This window comes from Microbacterium sp. No. 7 (assembly GCF_001314225.1).
Classification (GTDB): domain Bacteria; phylum Actinomycetota; class Actinomycetes; order Actinomycetales; family Microbacteriaceae; genus Microbacterium.
On the sequence record NZ_CP012697.1, the window covers coordinates 3,404,034 to 3,421,748 of the forward strand.

The 17,715-nt window shown below is 71.5% G+C and carries 13 protein-coding genes; all 13 read right to left on the reverse strand.

The annotated features are described in order from the left end of the window. Positions 1 to 331: 331 nt before the first annotated feature. A complete protein-coding gene (gene tal, locus AOA12_RS15845) occupies positions 332 to 1,447 on the reverse strand; it encodes a transaldolase (RefSeq protein ID WP_054684889.1) in 1,116 nt (371 codons plus the stop codon). After that, complete coding sequence (locus AOA12_RS15850) at positions 1,444 to 2,400, reverse strand: aldose 1-epimerase family protein (protein WP_054684891.1); 957 nt, start codon at positions 2,398 to 2,400, stop codon at positions 1,444 to 1,446. The genes tal and AOA12_RS15850 overlap by 4 nt, the downstream gene beginning before the upstream one ends. Beyond that, on the reverse strand, positions 2,400 to 3,911 hold the full coding sequence (gene araA / locus AOA12_RS15855) for an L-arabinose isomerase (RefSeq protein WP_054684894.1): 1,512 nt from the start codon (positions 3,909 to 3,911) through the stop codon (positions 2,400 to 2,402). The genes AOA12_RS15850 and araA overlap by 1 nt, the downstream gene beginning before the upstream one ends. Continuing rightward, on the reverse strand, positions 3,908 to 5,509 hold the full coding sequence (locus tag AOA12_RS15860; RefSeq protein ID WP_054684896.1) for a xylulokinase: 1,602 nt from the start codon (positions 5,507 to 5,509) through the stop codon (positions 3,908 to 3,910). The genes araA and AOA12_RS15860 overlap by 4 nt, the downstream gene beginning before the upstream one ends. Then, a complete protein-coding gene (locus AOA12_RS15865) occupies positions 5,506 to 6,210 on the reverse strand; it encodes an L-ribulose-5-phosphate 4-epimerase (protein WP_054684899.1) in 705 nt (234 codons plus the stop codon). Before AOA12_RS15865 ends, AOA12_RS15860 begins: the two co-directional genes overlap by 4 nt. Then, positions 6,207 to 7,277: an ABC transporter permease gene (locus AOA12_RS15870; RefSeq protein WP_054684902.1), complete on the reverse strand. Its 1,071-nt coding sequence runs from the start codon at positions 7,275 to 7,277 to the stop codon at positions 6,207 to 6,209. Before AOA12_RS15870 ends, AOA12_RS15865 begins: the two co-directional genes overlap by 4 nt. Next, positions 7,274 to 8,359 carry an ABC transporter permease gene (locus tag AOA12_RS15875; protein ID WP_054684904.1) on the reverse strand — a complete coding sequence of 362 codons (1,086 nt, stop codon included), beginning with the start codon at positions 8,357 to 8,359 and terminating at the stop codon, positions 7,274 to 7,276. The genes AOA12_RS15870 and AOA12_RS15875 overlap by 4 nt, the downstream gene beginning before the upstream one ends. Further along, positions 8,356 to 9,963, reverse strand: a complete 1,608-nt coding sequence (locus AOA12_RS15880) for a sugar ABC transporter ATP-binding protein (RefSeq protein ID WP_054684907.1) — start codon at positions 9,961 to 9,963, stop codon at positions 8,356 to 8,358. The genes AOA12_RS15875 and AOA12_RS15880 overlap by 4 nt, the downstream gene beginning before the upstream one ends. Positions 9,964 to 10,078: 115 nt before the next feature. Beyond that, positions 10,079 to 11,092 (reverse strand): substrate-binding domain-containing protein, encoded by a 1,014-nt coding sequence (locus AOA12_RS15885; RefSeq protein ID WP_054684908.1) that lies wholly within the window; start codon positions 11,090 to 11,092, stop codon positions 10,079 to 10,081. A 169-nt stretch (positions 11,093 to 11,261) separates the two neighbouring features. Further along, positions 11,262 to 12,284, reverse strand: coding sequence for a LacI family DNA-binding transcriptional regulator (locus AOA12_RS15890; RefSeq protein WP_054684910.1), 1,023 nt, complete (start codon positions 12,282 to 12,284; stop codon positions 11,262 to 11,264). Positions 12,285 to 12,369: 85 nt separating this feature from the next. Next, positions 12,370 to 14,430: a beta-galactosidase gene (locus tag AOA12_RS15895; protein ID WP_054687126.1), complete on the reverse strand. Its 2,061-nt coding sequence runs from the start codon at positions 14,428 to 14,430 to the stop codon at positions 12,370 to 12,372. Beyond that, entirely contained in the window at positions 14,427 to 15,938 is a 1,512-nt protein-coding gene (gene arfA, locus AOA12_RS15900) for an arabinosylfuranosidase ArfA (protein ID WP_054684913.1), read from the reverse strand. Before arfA ends, AOA12_RS15895 begins: the two co-directional genes overlap by 4 nt. A 1-nt stretch (position 15,939) precedes the next feature. After that, positions 15,940 to 17,688 (reverse strand): glycoside hydrolase family 35 protein, encoded by a 1,749-nt coding sequence (locus tag AOA12_RS15905; protein ID WP_054684917.1) that lies wholly within the window; start codon positions 17,686 to 17,688, stop codon positions 15,940 to 15,942. Between the last annotated feature and the right edge of the window lie 27 nt (positions 17,689 to 17,715).

The following is a 17,715-nucleotide window of genomic DNA, read 5'->3' on the forward strand; positions in this document are numbered from 1 at the left end:
GGGATGTCGCGGGGCCGGGCGGGGTGGAGCGGCGGGTCGCGGCCGGGGTCGGCCCCCGGGGCCCGCCGGCGACTCCCGCCGGCGACTCGTGGGCAGTCGTTGCCGGATGCCGGAGCCCGAGACGACCACGACCGCCCACCACCCGCACCGGGCCGCAAGCGGTGGGCAGTCGTTGCCGGATGCTGGAACCCGAGACGACCACGACCGCCCACCATCCGCACCGGGCCGCAAGCGGTGGACGGTCGTTGCCGGGCGCAGCGCCGCGAGGCGGCGACGGGTGCCCACGACATCCGAGCGGGGTGCCGGCCCGCCGCAGGGACCGGGCGGGCGGCTACCGGTGGGCCTTGTCGAGGGCGGTGGCCACGGTGTTCTGGAGGTCGTGCCAGGAGGCGATGAACTTGTCGACGCCCTCGTCTTCGAGCACCTGGGTCACGTCGGCGAAGTCGACGCCCGCACGGGTGAGGGCATCGAACACGCCGTGCGCGGCAGCGTACCCGCCCGTGATCGTGTCGCCGGTGACCACGGCGTGATCGAACGTGGCGTCCAGGGTCTTCTCGGGCATCGTGTTCACGGTGCCGGGAGCGACCAGCTCGGTCACGTACAGCGTGTCCGGCAGCGCAGGATCCTTCACCCCGGTGGAGGCCCACAGCGGGCGCTGCACGTTCGCGCCAACGGCGACCAGGTCGCGGGCGCGCTTCCCGGCGAACTTCTGCTCGTACAGCTCATACGCGAGGCGGGCGTTGGCGATGCCGGCCTTGCCCTTCAGCGCGAGCGCCTCGGGTGTGCCGATCGCGGCCAGGCGCTTGTCGACCTCGGTGTCCACCCGGGAGACGAAGAACGAGGCGACCGAGTGGATGCTCGCGAGGTCAAAGTCGCCGCTGTGGGCACGCTCCAGTCCGGCGAGGTACGCGTCGATGACCTCGGCGTAACGCTCCAGCGAGAAGATCAGCGTCACGTTCACGCTGATACCGGCCGCGATCACCTCGGTGATCGCGGGCAGGCCCGCCTTGGTGGCCGGGATCTTGATCAGCGTGTTCGGACGATCCACCGCCTTCCACAACCGCTTCGCCTCCGTCACCGTCGCGGCCGTGTCGTGCGCCAGGTCGGGAGACACCTCGATCGACACCCGCCCGTCCACACCGCGCGTGGCATCGTAGACGGGGCGGAAGACATCGGCCGCGTCACGCACGTCCGCGGTCGTCAGCGCGAAGATCGCCGCATCCGCGTCCGCGCCCTCCGCGGCCAACCGGGACAGCGCCTCCCGGTACGAGTCGTCCGACGCGTTCCCGATCGCGCCCTGGAAGATCGTCGGGTTCGTGGTCACACCCGTGACATCACGCGTGGCGACCAGATCGGCCAGATTCCCGGACGAGATCCGGGAACGCGACAGATCATCGAGCCAGATACTCACACCGGCAACGGACAAAGCCTGAGTAGGGGAGGTCATGCGTTCTCCTCGGGTGCGATGGCGAAGATCCGCCAGGATGCCTCGGCGGTCTCGCCGGGCCCGAGGACGAGAAGGCCGGTGTCGAAATCGTATCGGTCGTCGTTGAACGCGTCGGGCGCGCACGTCATGGGCTCGACGGCGAGACCGGCACGATGGCCGGGCCGGCCGGCGCCGCCGGGCAGGTCCGCGGTGTGGACCTGCACCCAGGGGCATGCGGCGTCCCAGCTCATGCCGACGCCGGATCCCGCGGCATCGGTCACCCGCACCGTCGTGATCCCGCCGCCGTCTCGCGTCAGCCCCGTGAACGCGTGATCGATCCGGGTCGAGCCCACACGCCGCGGGCTCCGGAAGTCGAACGCCGCGGTCACCGGATCGAGCGTCGTGGGGACGAGACGATCCGGGGTGACCGAGAGCACCCGCTCGGCCGGGAGCTCGAGCGTCCAGTCGTCCACGAGCCCCTCCCCCGCGACCAGATACGGGTGCGGGCCCGCACCGAACGGAGCCGGGGTGTCGGAGGCGTTCTCGGCGCGCACGGTCTGGGTCAGGCCGCCCGGCGCCAGCGCAAAGGTCGTTCGCACGATCACACGCCACGGATAGCCGGCCTGCGGCTCGACGACGGCCTGCAGGGTCACATGGTCGGACCCCTTGTCCACGGCGTGGAAGTCGAGCCACGCCGCCAGCCCGTGCAGGGCATGGCCTCGTGCGGGCTCGGTCAGCGACAGCTGACGATCGACCCCGTCGAAGGAGTATCCGCCGTCGACGACGCGATTGGGCCACGGGGCCAGGGTCGCGCCGCGATAGAAAGGCCGCACCTCGTCGGCGTCGAACGGCACCACCAGATCGCGCTCTGCACGCGTGAACGATCGCAGCGATGCGCCGATGCTCGCGATCGTCGCGACGTCGTCGCCGTGGCGGAGGGTGTGCTGGACGCCCGACGCGGGAAGCGCCCCCATCACAGCCCCTGCGCGAGCCGGTAGTAGGCCTGGTTCCAGCGCAGCTCGTGCTGGAACCCGCGCACCGTCGTCTCCTCGTCGATGACCACGAGCTCGGTGCGGGCGATCTCCGCGAAGTCGCGGAACACGTCGATGCCGACGGCCGTGGTCATCACCGTGTGATGCGCGGCGCCGGCCGCGAGCCAGCACGCCGCGCTGGTCGCGAAGTCGGGCGCGGGCTTCCAGACCGCGCGCCCCACGGGCAGCCTCGGCAGATCGGGGGCCACGACGTTCTCGACGACGTTCGCGGTGAGCCGGAACCTGTCGCGCAGGTCGCTGAGCGCGACGACGAGGGCGGGCCCCGGGTCGGCCGTGAACACGAGCCGCACGGGATCGGCCTTGCCGCCGATGCCGAGCGGGTGGGCCTCCAGCCGCGGCCTGGCGGTCGTCAACGACGGGGCGACCTCGAGCATGTGCGCGCCGAGGATCCTCTCGTCGCCCGGCGTGAGGTCGTACGTGTAGTCCTCCATGAGGCTCGCCCCGCCGGGCAGCCCCGTGCCCATGACGTTCGCGACGCGGACGAGGATCGCGGTCTTCCAGTCGCCCTCCGCGCCGAATCCGTACCCCTCGGCCATGAGCCGCTGCACGGCGAGCCCGGGCAGCTGCGTCAGCGCGCCGAGATCCTCGAACGACGTCGTGAACGCGCCGAACCCGCCCGCCTCGAGGAAGGAGCGCAGACCGGCCTCGATCGCGGCGCCGTCGCGCAGCGCGCCGTGACGATCGCCGCCGGGCAGCAGCTCGGACGCGACGTCGTAGGACGCCGCGTACTCGTCCACGAGGGCGTCGATCTCGGCATCCGTCGCCTGCGCGACCGCCTCGGCGAGCTCGTTCACGCCCCACGTGTTGACCTGCACGCCGAATCGCAGCTCGGCCTCGGTCTTGTCGCCCTCGGTGACGGCGACGTAGCGCATGTTGTCGCCGAAGCGCGCGAGCTTCAGCGTGCGGACGGCGTGCCAGCCGGCGGCCGCACGCTGCCAGTCGTCGATCTGCCGTCGCACGGCGGGGTTCGAGACGTGGCCGACGACCGTCTTGCGGGCCACGCCCAGCCGCGTCTGGATGTAGCCGAACTCGCGATCGCCGTGCGCGGCCTGGTTGAGGTTCATGAAGTCGAAGTCGATCTCGTCCCACGGCAGCTCGACGTTCGCCTGCGTGTGCAGGTGCAGCAGCGGCTTGCGCAGTGCGTCGAGCCCCGCGATCCACATCTTGGCGGGGCTGAACGTGTGCATCCACGCGATGACGCCGATGACCGAGTCGTCGGCGTTCGCGTCGAGCGCGAGCCGGCGGATGCCGTCGGGCTCGATGAGCACGGGCTTCCACTCGACCCGCACGGGCAGTCCCGACAGTCCCTCGGCGACGGCGCGCGACTGCTCGGCGACCTGTCGCAGCGTCTCCTCGCCGTAGAGCGACTGGCTGCCGGTGACGAACCAGACGGTGAGGCCGTCGAACGAGGTGGAGAGGGGTGTGCGCGTCATGAAGGGGTCCTTGTGTTGAGGGAGTCCACCGCCGCCGCCTCGATGGCGAGCGCGGCGCGGTAGCGGTCGAGATAGGCGGCGAAGCCGGCGACGTCCTCGGGCTCGGGCTCGATGACCGAGAGGGATGCCGCGGCGAAGACGTGCGCGTCGAGGTACTCCCCCAGCCCGCGTTCGCCCGCGTGACGCAGGTAGGAGGCGAGCACCGCGATGCCCCATGCGCCGCCCTCGGCGGCCAGGTCGCCGACGGCGACCGGGGCGCCCAGCGCGGCGGCGAGGAAGCGCTGGGCGACGCCGGCCGTGCGGAACATGCCTCCGTGCGCGAACATCCGGTCGAGCGACACGCCCTCGTCGTGCAGCACACGCATGCCGAGCGCGAGGGTGCCGAACACGCCGTACAGCTGCGCCCGCATGACGTTCGCGAGCGTGAAGGAGCTCCCGGGCAGACGCACGAGGAGCGGACGCCCTTCGACGAGACACGCGATCGGCTCGCCCGCGAGATGGTTGAAGGCGACCACGCCGCCGGCATCCGCCTCTCCCTCGATCGCCTCGCGGAACAGCACCTCGAACGCGGCATCGGGCTCGATCGGCCGGTGCGAGGCCTCCGCAAACCGCACGAACAGCGCGGCCCACGCGGCGAGCTCGCTCGCGCCGTTGTTGCAGTGCACCATCGCGACGGGGTCGCCGGCGGGCGTCGTGACGAGGTCGATCTCGTCGTGCGCCTCGGCGAGCGCTCGTTCGAGCACGACCATCGCGAAGATGCTCGTGCCGGCCGACACGTTGCCGGTACGGGGCGACACGGAGTTCGTCGCGACCATCCCCGTTCCCGCATCGCCCTCGGGCGGACACAGCGGCACGCCGGGACGCAGTCCGCCGGCCGGATCGAGGTATGCCGCGCCGTCGGCGGTCAGCGCACCGGCAGGCGCCCCCGCGGGCAGCACCGCGGGCAGCAGCGCGCGCAACGTCGTCGGCAGCCGGCCATCGGCCAGAGCGTCATAGGCCGCGAGCATCCGCTCGTCGTAGTCGCCCGTCGCGGCGTCGATCGGGAACATCCCCGACGCATCGCCCACCCCGAGCACGCTCTCGCCCGTCAGCCGCCGGTGCACGTGGCCCGCGAGCGTCGTGAGCGAGGCGATCCGCGGCACATGCGGCTCCGCGTCGACGACGGCCTGATGCAGATGCGCGATCGACCAGCGCAGCGGGATGTTCACGCCGAAAAGTGCGGTGAGCTCCGCGGCGGCGACGCCGGTCGTCGTATCGCGCCACGTGCGGAACGGCACGAGCAGTTCGCCGTTCGCGTCGAACGCGAGATAGCCGTGCATCATCGCGGACACCCCGATCGCGCCGAACGTCTCCGGCCGCACGCCGTAACGGTCGTGCGCGTCGGCGACGACGGCCGCGTACGCCGCCTGCACGCCCCGCTCGACGTCGTCGAGGCCGTAGGTCCAGTGCCCGTTCTCGAGCCGGCTCTCCCAGTCGTGCGCGCCGACGGCCAGCACGGTCGTGGCGTCCTCGCCGACGAGGCAGGCCTTGATGCGCGTGGACCCCAGCTCGATGCCGAGGCTCGTGCGTCCCGCGAGGATGTCGTCGCGGGCGGTCATCGCCGGGCGTCCGTGGTCTGCCCGTACACGTTCTGGTAGCGGTCGTAGAGCCGGTCGATCGCCTCCTGCGGGATCGGGGTCAGCTCGCCCGCCTGCCGCGCGTGGTGCACCGTGCGGGCGACGTCCTCGACCATGACCGCCGCCTTGACGGCGTCCTTCGCGTCGACGCCGATCGTGAACGGCCCGTGGTTGCGCATCAGCACCGCGCGCGAGCGGTGGACGGCGAGCGTGTCGACGATCCCGCGGCCGATCGAGTCGTCGCCGATGATCGCGAACGGCCCCACCGGGATGGGCCCGCCGAACTCGTCGGCCATCGCGGTGATGACGCACGGGATCTCCTCGCCCCGCGCGGCCCACGCCACGGCATAGGTGGAGTGCGTGTGCACGACGCCGCCGACGTGCGGCATGTGCCGGTACACGTATGCGTGCGCGGCGGTGTCGGACGAGGGCGACCGCTCGCTGCCGGGGGTTCCCGGCAGCACGTTGCCGTCGAGGTCGCAGAGGATCATGTTCTCGGGCGCGAGATCGTCGTAGGGCACTCCCGACGGCTTGATCACGAACAGGTCGGTGCCCGGCACGCGGCCCGAGACGTTGCCGCCCGTCCACACCACCAGGCCGTATCGCACCAGTTCGCCGTGGAGCCGCGCGACGTCGGCGCGGACCGCATCGATGGCCGCCTGTGCCTCGGCGTGGGGATTCATCTTCTGCTCCTGCTCGTGAGCACGCGCTGCAGCAGCACGAAGGCCAGCAGCACGGCTCCGGTGATGATGGTCAGGTACTCCGGGTTGATCGTGCCGTCCTTCGTGATGATCAGACGGAGGGCCGCGATCACGAAGACGCCGATGACGGATCCCAGGACGTAGCCGACGCCGCCGGTCAGCAGCGTGCCGCCGATGACGACCGCCGCGATGGCGTCGAGCTCCCATCCCAGTCCCGTGACGTTCTGCGCCTTGCCGCCGACCTCGGCCGTGTAGACGACACCGGCGAGGCCCGCGAGCGCCCCGGAGACGATGTAGATCCACACGCGCGTGCGCGCGACCGGCAGGCCCATCAGCTGCGCCGACGCCTCGTTGCCGCCGATGCCGTAGACGGTGCGGCCCATGCGGGTGCGGTGCAGGAAGAACACGGCGGCGATCACGACGAGCACCGCGATCAGCAGCCCGGGCGTGACGGTGAAGTCGTTCACCTTGGGGCCGTCGACGATCTTCCAGTCGGTGGCCAGGAGCAGCAGCGGCGAGTCGGCGGGCGCGACGACCGGCGTGGTGGACAGGATCGAGGCCAGCCCCCGCGCCAGGAACATCATCGCGAGGGTCGCGATGAACGGCTGCACGGAGAAGTACTGCACCATGACGCCGGCCACCAGGCCGAACAGCGCGCCGAACAGGATCATGAGCACGATCCCGATCCAGCCGTTCACGCCGATGTTCATGAGCATGACGCCCGCGACCGAGCTGAACGCCACGACGGCGCCGACGGAGAGATCGATGCCGGCCGTGAGGATCAAGATCGTCATGCCGACGGCGAGGATGATCGTCGGCGCGAAGCTGACCAGCAGGCTCGAGATCGTGCCCGCGTGGAACACGCGACCGTAGGCGGCCTCGGCATAGACGAGCATGGCGAACAGCAGCACGAGCGCCACGAGGGTCGGCAGCAGCGTCTGGCTGCGCTCCCACATCCGCCCCCAGCCGGCGGTCCGCACCGCCTCGCCGCCCTTGGGCAGATCGTCGGCGGGGGGAACGGCCTCTGCGAGGGTCTTCGCGTCGCTCATCCGACGGCCTCCTTCGTGACGGGGACTCCCTGCCCGGCCGACGGCGACGGCGGGCCGCTCGGGATGCGCGGCGTCGTGCGGCCGCCGAAGGCGAGCGACCGGATCCGCTCGGACTGCAGCAGCACCAGCGCGATGATCACGAGCGCCTTGAAGGCCGGGGTCGCGGCCGCGGGCACGCCCAGGAACAGCACCGTCTTGTTCAGCGTCGCGATCAGCAACGCCCCCACCGTGGACCCGAGGATGGAGAACTTGCCGCCCGCGAGCGACGTGCCGCCGATCACGACGGCGAGGATGGCGTCCATCTCCATGAGGTTGCCGGTGCCCGAGACGCTCACCGTCATCACCTCCGAGACGCTGAACAGGCCGCCGACCGCTGCCAGAGCGGCCGACAGCGCATAGACCGCGATCAGCAGCGGGCGGGGACGGATGCCGGCCAGCCGGCTGGCGCGGGGGTTGATGCCGATCGACTCGATCATCAGCCCCAGGGCCGTGCGGCGCATGAGCAGCGCGATCAGCACGACGATCACGATCGCCAGGACGAAGCTGGTGGGGATGCCGAGGAGCTGTCCGTTGGCGAGCTGGCGGAACGGCTCGTTGGTCGCATTGGTGTTCTGCCCGCCCGTGATGACGCGCGCGATGCCGCGACCAGCGAGCATCATGATCAGGGTGCTGATGAACGGCTGCAGGCCGACCACGGCGACCAGGACGCCGTTGAGCACGCCGAGCACGATCGCCAGCAGCACCGCCAGGCCGATCGCCGCGAGCATCGCACCGACCGAGTCCGGCTCGCGCAGCGTGCTCAGGGTCTGCATCGCGACGGCGCCGCCGACGGCCATCATCGAGCCGACCGAGAGATCGATGCCCTCCGTGGCGATGACGAACGTCATGCCCAGCGCGATCATGATGATCGGAGCGGCGACGCGCAGGATGTCGAGCAGGTTCCCGGTCAGCAGCCCCGTCGTCGGGTTGACGCCGATCGCGAGATAGGCGGGATCCTTGACCGTGTTGACGGCCAGCAGCAGGACGATGCCCGCGATGGCCCAGAACCACGGTGTGCGCAGGGCTGCCTTGACCCGGCTCATGGCCGGTCTCCTTCCTCGTGTGCGAGACGGTCCCCGGCGGTGACCTCCGCGGCGAGCGCGCCGGCCTCTTCCCCGGCGCGCTCCTCGGACTCGGCCGCGATGACCGCGACGATGCTCTCGGCGGTCACCTCGGGTCCATTGACGACCTCGCCGACCTTCTCGTGGTCCTTGAGGATGACGATCCGCTCCGACAGGCGCACGACCTCCTCCAGCTCGGAGGAGATGAAGACGACGCCCATGCCGCCGGCGGCGAGCTCGGCGACCGTCTCCTGGATGTCGGCCTTCGCGCCGACGTCGATGCCGCGCGTGGGCTCGTCCAGCAGCAGCAGGTCGGGGTCGGTGGCCAGCCACCGGCCCAGCAGCACCTTCTGCTGATTGCCGCCGGACAGCAGCCGGATGGGCCGGTCGGGGTCGTTCGGCCGCACGCTGAAGCGCTCCATGTAGGTCGTGACGAGCTCGTCGATCTGCCGGGCGGGCACGCGCCGCAGCCAGCCGCGCCGGGCCTGGACGGCGAGCAGGATGTTCTCGCGCACGCTCAGGTCGCCGACGATCCCGTCCTCACGGCGGTTCTCGGTCGAGTAGGCGATGCCGTGCGCGAGCCCGGCGACCGGCGAGCTCAGCGTCTGCCTGCGTCCCTTGACGCGCACGGTGCCGGAGTCGGCCTTGTCCGCGCCCGCGATGAGGCGCGCGAGCTCGGTGCGACCGGCGCCCAGCAGGCCCGCGAACCCGACGACCTCGCCGGCGTGGATCTCGACGTCGGTGGGGTTGACAGCGCCCTTGCGGCCGAGCCCCTCGGCCGCGAAGACGGGCGTCGCCGAGCGGTCGCGCACCTCGGTCTGCCGGTTGGAGCCGAGCGCGCGCAGCGACGCGAAGTCCTTGCCGATCATCTGCGAGATCAGCTGAGCGCGGTCGAGCTCGTGCGTCAGGTACTCGCCGACGAACCGGCCGTTCCGCAGCACCGTGATGCGGTCGCTGATCGCATAGACCTGGTCGAGGAAGTGCGAGACGAAGAGGATGGCCACCCCTTGCTCGCGCAGCCGGCGGATGACGCCGAAGAGCACCTCGACCTCGTTCGCATCGAGGCTCGACGTCGGCTCGTCGAGGATCAGCACCTTCGAGTCCGTCACCATCGCACGGCTGATGGCCACCAGCTGCTGCAGCGCGATCGACACCGACGACAGCGGCGCGCGCGGGTCCAGATGGCCGAGGCCCATCCGCGCCAGGGCGTCGCTCGCCCGCGCATGCGTCTTGCGCCAGTTGATGCCGACGGGCCCGCGCACCTCGTGGCCGAGCATGACGTTCTCGCCGATCGTCAGGTTCGTGCAGAGGTTGACCTCCTGGTACACGGTGGAGATGCCGGCGGCCTGCGCCGACGCCGTGCCGGTGAGGCGGCGGGCCTCGCCGTCGACGACGATCTCACCGGAGTCCAGCGGGTAGACGCCCGTCAGCGCCTTGATGAGCGTCGACTTGCCGGCGCCGTTCTCCCCCATCAGGGTGTGCACCTCGCCGGGGAGCAGCCGGAAGCTGACGTCGTCGAGCGCCTTGACCCCAGGAAAGGCGATGGAGGCGCCGCGGACCTCGACGATCGCGGTGGGTTCGGACATGACAGAGTGGCTCCTTGCAGCGATGATCACGCGGGTCGACCGGAGCGCAGGAGCGGGAACAGCCGTGGCCGGCAGCTCCCGCTCACCGCCTCCTGTCGTCTGACGCAGGGCGCGGTCAGAAGCCCTTGCCCGCGTCGATCGCGGCCTGGGCGGCCTCGGGAGAGTCGAACGTCTCGCCCTCGACGATGATCGTCTTCTCGAGCGTCTCGCCGTTCAGGGCCGACTTCACGGCCGAGATCGCGATGTCGCCGAAGAACGGGTTGTACTGCGCGACGAAGCTCAGCTCGCCGGCCGCGAGGGCTTCGAGCGCGCCCTGGGTGCCGTCGATCGTGGCGATCTTGACGTCGGTGCCGGGGGTCAGGCCGGCATCCTTCACCGCCTGTGCCGCGCCGATTCCCATCTCGTCGTTCTGAGCGAAGATGAACTGGATGTCGTTGTTGTTCGCCTTCAGCACCGTCTCGGTGACCGACTTGCCCTCGTCGGGGCTCCAGTTGGCGGTCTGGGCGCCGACCTTGTTCCAGCCGGCCGCGCCGGCGATGGCGTCCTCGAAGCCCTCGTTGCGCTCGTTGACGACCGACAGGCCGGGAACGCCCTCGAGCACGTAGTAGTTGGCCCCGTCGGGGAAGGCCGTGAGCGCCCATTCCCCCACCGCGGCGGCGACGGTGACGTTGTCGGGCGCGATGCGGGTGGCGTAGAGGTCGTCGCCGGCATCGACGCCGCGGTCGAGCAGGATGACGGGGATCTCCGCCTCCTGCGCCAGCGCGAGCGAGTCCTCCCAGCCCGACGCCTCGGTCGCGGTCAGCAGGATCGCGTCGACCTCGTCGTTGACGAACGTGGCGAACGCGTCGAGCTGCGACTTCTGGTCGGTCGGGCTTGCCGCCGGCGCGTACTTCAGCTCGAAGCCGGCCTCGGCCGAAAACGCGTCCTTGACCGCCTGCTCGTGCGCGTTGCGCCAGCCGCCCTCGGGGCCGACGGCGACGTAGCCGACCGTGATGACCTCGCCGCCGCCTGTGGTGTCGTCGCCCGTGGCGGCCGGGTCGGAGCCGCCCGAGCAGCCCACGAGTCCGAGCACGAGGACGCCTGTCGCAACGAGGCCGACGAGGCCTCTTCCGCGCTGTGTGATTCGCATGTGATCTCCTCCTTGAGACTCCGCGACCGTTCGCCGGGGAGTGGACCGCCACCATCCCGATCGGGACGCTCGTGGACCGCGCCTCAATTGTGAGCGCTAACAATCACGTCACACAAGAGCATATCGGGCGAATACGCGGTTCGTTATCGTTCTGTGATAATTGCGGCGCTCAGGACGCCAGGGCCGCCGTCGAGGCCCGCACCTTGAGCGTCGGCGGGATCATCTCGTGCTGCTCGGCGTCGGCGCCGTCGATCGCCGCGACGAGCGATCGCACCGCCAGGGCGCCCAGAGCCGCGAAGTCCTGACGCACGGTCGTGAGCGGCGGGAGGAAGTGCCTCGCGTCGGGAAGATCGTCGAAGCCGACGACGCTGATGTCCTGCGGCACGCGCAGTCCTCGCTCGCTGAGGCCGTGGATGACGCCGAGCGCCATCTGGTCGTTGGCCGCGAAGATCGCCGTGCCCGCCGACGCGTCGACGTCGCGAGCGAACGCGTAGCCGAAGTCTGAGGTCCAGTCGCCGACGACCGGCTCCGACAGGTCGAGGCCGGCCGCCGTCAGCGCATCGCGCCAGCCCCGCTGACGCACTCGCGCGTCGTACCAGTCCTGCGGGCCGGCGAGGTGCACGATCGAGCGGTGCCCGATCTCGATGAGATGGTCGACCGCCAGCATCGCGCCCTCGTGCTGATCGACGCCGACGGTGTGCATGCCCGGATGCGGCTCCGACTTGACGACCAGCAGGGGCAACGAGAGGTTCAGGCCGCCGAGCAGGTCGAGAGACGAGGCGCGCGGTGCGATGACGCACAGCGCGTCGACGCCCTCGGTCACGAGCTCGACGACGCCCGCGTCGAGCCGCTGCCCGTCGCCGTCGGTGATCGAGAACGCGCTGATCGCGTAGCCGGCGTCGCGCGCCGCGCTCTCCAGCGCACGCAGCGTGCTGTTGGGACCGTACTGCACGGGCGAGTCGACGATGACGCCGATGCGCATGGCACGCTGCGTCGCGAGCGCGCGCGCGATCGAGCTCGGCGTGTAGTTCGTGTCGGCGATCGCCTTGAGCACCCGCTCCCGCGTGGACGGGCGGATGTTGGGGTGGTCGTTGAGCACACGCGACACCGTCATGTGCGAGACGCCCGCGAGCCTGGCCACGTCGTAGATGCTCGGCCGGCGCGACGCACCGCGCCCAGTCGTGTCCGTCATGATTCCTTCCGCCGGGGTCGCGGCCATCGTACTCGCGATTCGCACGACGCCGACAAGGCGGCACGCCCGCCCCGCGGCGCCCGCGCTACGACCCCGGCTGCGCGACGATCGCGACCTCGCCGGGGCCGATCCGCCAGACCGGCTCCGTCCCCGCGCGCTCCGCACCGGCCCCACCGGCCCCGACCCGCTCGCCGGTCACGGGCACGTCGACGGCCTCGTCGGTGCGGTTGGCGAGGAACACGAACCGCGTCCCGCCCTTGGCGCGCACGATCGTCTCGAGGCGTCCGTCCGCCGCGAGCGGCTCGCCCCTCAGCGCGTCGACCTCGGCGGCCCACGCCCGCAGCAGGTCGACGGCGCCTGCGCGCGCGACGTCGGCCGACACGTAGGTCGCGGAACCGCCGCCCACCCGCCTTCGCGTGACGGCGGGGCCGCCAGCCAGATCGCCGTCGGCGTACGTGTCGATCACCTCGACGTCGGCGCCGACGCGCGTGATCCGCTCGGTCCAGGTCGTCGCGACCGCGCCCGAGGAGAGCCGCACGCGCGTGCCCGGCAGCAGCGGGACGAACTCCTCGACGGTCACGCCGAGCAGGTCGCGCAGCCCGCCGGGATAGCCGCCGAGCCACACGCGGTCGTGCTCGTCGACCACGCCCGAGAAGTACGTCGCGAGCACGTGCCGCCCGTCGAGGACGACCTCCTCCAGACGACGCCGCAGCCCGTCGGGCACGACGTGCAGCATGGGTGCGATGACGACCTCGTAGCCCTCGAACGCGGCGTGCACGGGCAGCACGTCGACGCGGACGCCGCGGTCGAGCAGCGCCCGGTACCACGTCAGGGTCTCGGCGTCGTAGCGCAGCGCGTCGCTCGGATGCGAGTCGCGCCCGCTCACCCACCAGGACTCGTAGTCGAAGAGCAGGGCGACGCGCGCCCGCTCGCGGTGCGAGCCGGCGACCGGCGCGAGCGCGCGCAGCTCGGCGCCCAGCGCGACGACGTCGCGGAACACCCGACTGTCGGCTCCGGCGTGCGGCACCATCGCGGAATGGTAGCGCTCGCCGCCGGCGCGCGACTGGCGCCACTGGAAGTAGCAGACGGCGTCCGCGCCGTGCCCCACGTGCGTGAGGGCGTCGCGCCTCAGCTCGCCCGCGCGCTTCGGCGGGTTGACCTCACGCCAGTTGACGGCGCTGGTCGCGTGCTCCATGAGGAACCAGGGATGCCCCTCCGCCAGGTTGCCGGTCAGGTTCGCCCAGAACGAGAGGTCGTCGCGCCCGAGCTCGCCGGGACGCAGGTAGTGGTCGTTCGAGACGAAGTCGACGTCGCCCGCCCACGTGGCGTAGTCGATGTCGCGGATGTTCTGGCACACCATGAAGTTGGTCGTGCGCGGCACGTCGGGCGTCACCTCGGCGAGCACCGCCGCCTCGGCGCGGAGGTGCTCGCGCAGGGCGTCGGAGGAGAACCGCTCGAAGTCGAGCTGTCGTCCGGGGTTGCGCTGCGCGGCCGCGATGCGAGGCGGCAGGATCTCGTCCCAGGCACCGTAGTGCTGCGACCAGAAGGCGGTCCCCCACGCGTCGTTGAGGGCGTCGAGCGTGCCGTATCGCCCCCGCAGCCACACGCGGAACGCCGCGGCCGCGTCGTCGGAGTAGTCGAACGCGTTGTGGCATCCCAGCTCGTTGGAGATGTGCCACGCGACGAGCGCCGGGTGGTCGCGATACCTCTCCGCGAGCGCGCGCACGAGCCGCAGAGCGTAGCGTCGGAAGACGGGCGAGGTGGGGCGCCAGTGCTGCCGCCCGCCCGGGTAGAGCACCGTCTCGTCGGCGGTCACGGGCAGCACCTCCGGGTGCAGGCGCGTCAGCCAGGGCGGCGGGGAGGCCGTGGCGGTGGCGAGGTCGACGTCGATGCCGTTGTCGTGCAGCAGGTCCATGACCTCGTCGAGCCAGCCGAAGTCCCACTCCCCCGGCCGCGGCTCCAGGAGCGCCCACGAGAAGATCCCGAGCGAGACGATGTTCACGCCGGCCTCGCGCATGAGGCGCATGTCCTCGTGCCACACGTCGCGCGGCCACTGCTCGGGGTTGTAGTCGGCGCCGTAGCGCAACCCGCCCGCGCCGAGGGCGCCGGGCCTCACCCAGCGGTGCGCCGCCGCACGGGCGGTCACGACGCGATCCTCAGGGCGGCCCACGAGACCGGCGGCAGCGTGAACCTCATCATTCCCCCGTCGAGCCGGGCGTCATCGATCGGTCGGGGCCTCACGCGCTCCGGATCGTCGAGGGTGTTCGCCGCGGAGGCGTCGCGCTCGTGCAGCAGGTGCGTCTCGACGATGGCGGGCCGCGGGCCGAGAGCCGTGACGTCGACGGCCACCTCGACGGCATCGGCGGTCGAGCGGTTCACGACGAACAGGCTCACGCCGTCCGTGTCGGCCGTCGCGACCGCGTTGACGCTCGGCACGTCGCCGAAGCGCGCGCTCGTGAACGCGCGCGCCTCGACCGGCACCCGCAGGACGCGATCGCCCGCGAGCCGCGACGTGATCGCGAACGGGAAGAAGATCGTCTGCCGCCACGCGGGACCACCGGGCTCGGTCATGATCGGCGCGATGACGTTCACGAGCTGGGCGAGCGACGCGGAGCGCACGCGATCGGCGTGCTGGAGCAGCGTGATGAGGAGGTCGCCGGACACGACGGCGTCGAGCGCGGTGTAGCGGTCTTCGAGCAGCCGCGGCGCGACGGGCCAGTCGTCCGCCGGCTGCGTGCCCTCGATCGCGTTCCAGCGCGACTGGTACCAGACGTTCCACTCGTCGAACGAGATCATGATGCGCTTGTCGCTGCCGCGCGCCGCGGCGACGTCGTCGGCGATGCCGACGACGGTCTCGATGAACAGGTGCATGTCGACGGCGGATGCCAGGAACTCCTGCGCGTCGTCGTCGCGTGCCTCGTAGTAGGCGTGGCACGAGAGGAAGTCGACGTCGTCGAAGACGTGCTCGAGCACCTCGCGCTCCCACGCGCCGAACGTCGGCATGGTGCGCGACGACGACCCGCACGCGACGAGCTGCAGCCCGGGGTCGAAGCGGCGCATGGCCCGGGCCGTGCGGGCGGCGAGCCGGCCGTAGTCCGCGGCGTCGCGGCCGCCGAGCTGCCAGGGACCGTCCATCTCGTTCCCGAGGCACCACATGCGCACGCCGAACGGCCGCTCCCGCCCGTTCGCGGCGCGCTCGCGCGTCCGCGCGGTGTCGGCCGACGCGTTCGCGTACTCGAGCAGGTCGAGCGCCTCGGCGATGCCGCGGGTGCCGAGGTTGACGGCGAGCATCAGCTCGGAGCCGACCTCGTCGAGCCAGTCGGCGAACTCGTGCAGGCCGACCTCGTTGGTCTCCGTCGTGTGCCATGCGAGGTCGAGCCGGCGCGGTCGCTGCTCCCTCGGCCCGATCCCGTCCTCCCAGCGGTAGCCCGACACGAAGTTGCCGCCCGGGTAGCGGACGACCGAGATGCCGAGCTCGCGGACGAGATCGATCACGTCGGTGCGGAACCCCCGCTCGTCCGCGGACGGATGCGAGGGCTCGTGGATGCCGTCGTAGACGTGTCTCCCGAGGTGCTCCACGAATCCGCCGAACAGGCGGCGGTCGAGGTCGGCGACGACGGCGCGGGGATCGAGGATCGTGGTGGCGGTGGTCATGTCAGCTCTCCGTGTGTCCGAGACGCAGGTCGTCGGCGAAGCCGATCTCCGTCGCCGTGAGCGTCTCCAGCTCGAGGATGGTGATCTCGTTCTCGCCGGCGCGCGTGGCCGGCGCCGGGACGAACAGCGATGCCTGCGGTCCCTTCCGCCAGTAGCGGCCGAGGCAGAACCCGTTGATCCACGCGATGCCCTTGCCGAGGCCGTCGGTCGACATCGCGAGGTCGGCCGGGCCGGACAGTGCGACGGTCGCGCGCCACACCGAGGCGCCCGCACGGCGAGGGGCGCCGGCGGCCTGCGTCTGCGGCAGCAGGTCGATCGGAACGGGCGCGATCCGCCACCCCGTCAGCGGCACGCCGTCGACGGTGGCGGGGCCGATGAGCCCCTTCCGCTCGCCGATGCGCACGCCGTAGTTGACGCGGCCCTCGTCCTCGACGAGGATCTCGAGCCTCCCGGTCCCGGTGGGCAGGGTCACGGCGCGCTCGTGCGCCTCGCGGGAGAGCGACGCGACCGGCGTCCCGTCCAGCGACACCCATGCGCGGTCGCGCACGCCGGCGAAGGCGAGCACGACGGGATCGGCGCCGACGTCGAGACGCGCCGTGTAGCGGGCGAGGCCGCGCGCGATGCCGACGTCGTCCATCGTCGGCACGTCGGCGTGCGCGCTCCAGCGCGCCTCGAGCAGGTCGGCGAGCGCGCCGACGTGCCGCAGGCGGGCAGGGGGCGGCACGGCGAACGGCTCGGCGGGCGCCGGCGCGAACGCGGGCACGGGCGCGTGGCGCGAGATGACCTCGCGGAACGCCCAGAACTTCGGCGTCGGGCGTCCGGCCTCGTCGAGCGGGGCGTCGTAGTCGTAGCTCGTGACGGTCGGCTGGTAGACGCCCTTGTGGTTGGCGCCGTTCGTGAGACCGAAGTTCGTGCCCCCGTGCAGCATGTAGACGTTGACGGAGGCGCCCGCGGCCAGCAGCGCATCGAGCTCGCGGGCCGAGTCTCCGGGCTCGGTGGTGTGGTGGTGCGCTCCCCAGTGGTCGAACCAGCCGCACCAGAACTCGCTGCACATCAGCGGCCCCGTCGGCTGCTGAGCGCGCAGCACGTCGAGCCGCTCCGCCGCTCGCGAGCCGAACGAGCCGGTCTTGTGCAGTTCGGGGATGCCGCCCGCCTCGAGCATGCGCGCCTCGGGCTGGTCGACCGTCGTCAGCGGCACCGAGGCGCCGTACTCGCGGAACAGCGCCGCGAGGGCACGGAGGTAGTCGTGGTCATCGCCGTAGGCCCCGTACTCGTTCTCGACCTGGAGCAGGATGACGGGGCCTCCGCGATCGACCTGCAGCGGGGCGACGATCGCCATCACGTCCCGCAGGTAGGCGGACACATCGGCGAGGAAGCGCGGGTCGGTGCTGCGGATGGCGACATCGCCGTCCCGGAAGAGCCAGGCGGGCAGGCCGCCGCCGTCGAACTCGGCGCAGATGTAGGGGCCGGGGCGCACGATCGCGTGCATCCCCTCGTCGTGCACCTCCTGGAGGAAGCGCGCGAGGTCGAGTCGGCCGGCCGTGTCGAACACGCCGCGCTCGGGGGAATGCTCGTTCCACGCGACGTAGGTCTCGATCGTGTTGAGTCCCATCATCCGGCCCATCCGGATGCGGTCGCGCCACTGGTCGGGGTGCACCCGAAAGTAGTGCAGGGCGCCGGAGATGACGCGAAAGGGCTCTCCGTCGAGGAGGAAGTCGCGATCGCCGATCCGGAAGCTGCGGGCTGTCATGGGGTCTGCTCCTGAGGACGTGGACGC

Coding starts and splice junctions, on each gene's coding strand:
- AOA12_RS15880 (WP_054684907.1), bottom strand. CDS start 9,963: ATGTCCGAACCCACCGCGATCGTCGAGGTCCGCGGCGCCTCCATCGCC.
- AOA12_RS15875 (WP_054684904.1), bottom strand. CDS start 8,359: ATGAGCCGGGTCAAGGCAGCCCTGCGCACACCGTGGTTCTGGGCCATC.
- AOA12_RS15885 (WP_054684908.1), bottom strand. CDS start 11,092: ATGCGAATCACACAGCGCGGAAGAGGCCTCGTCGGCCTCGTTGCGACA.
- AOA12_RS15870 (WP_054684902.1), bottom strand. CDS start 7,277: ATGAGCGACGCGAAGACCCTCGCAGAGGCCGTTCCCCCCGCCGACGAT.
- AOA12_RS15905 (WP_054684917.1), bottom strand. CDS start 17,688: ATGACAGCCCGCAGCTTCCGGATCGGCGATCGCGACTTCCTCCTCGAC.
- AOA12_RS15860 (WP_054684896.1), bottom strand. CDS start 5,509: ATGACCGCCCGCGACGACATCCTCGCGGGACGCACGAGCCTCGGCATC.
- AOA12_RS15865 (WP_054684899.1), bottom strand. CDS start 6,210: ATGAATCCCCACGCCGAGGCACAGGCGGCCATCGATGCGGTCCGCGCC.
- AOA12_RS15850 (WP_054684891.1), bottom strand. CDS start 2,400: ATGGGGGCGCTTCCCGCGTCGGGCGTCCAGCACACCCTCCGCCACGGC.
- AOA12_RS15890 (WP_054684910.1), bottom strand. CDS start 12,284: ATGACGGACACGACTGGGCGCGGTGCGTCGCGCCGGCCGAGCATCTAC.
- tal (WP_054684889.1), bottom strand. CDS start 1,447: ATGACCTCCCCTACTCAGGCTTTGTCCGTTGCCGGTGTGAGTATCTGG.
- araA (WP_054684894.1), bottom strand. CDS start 3,911: ATGACGCGCACACCCCTCTCCACCTCGTTCGACGGCCTCACCGTCTGG.
- arfA (WP_054684913.1), bottom strand. CDS start 15,938: ATGACCACCGCCACCACGATCCTCGATCCCCGCGCCGTCGTCGCCGAC.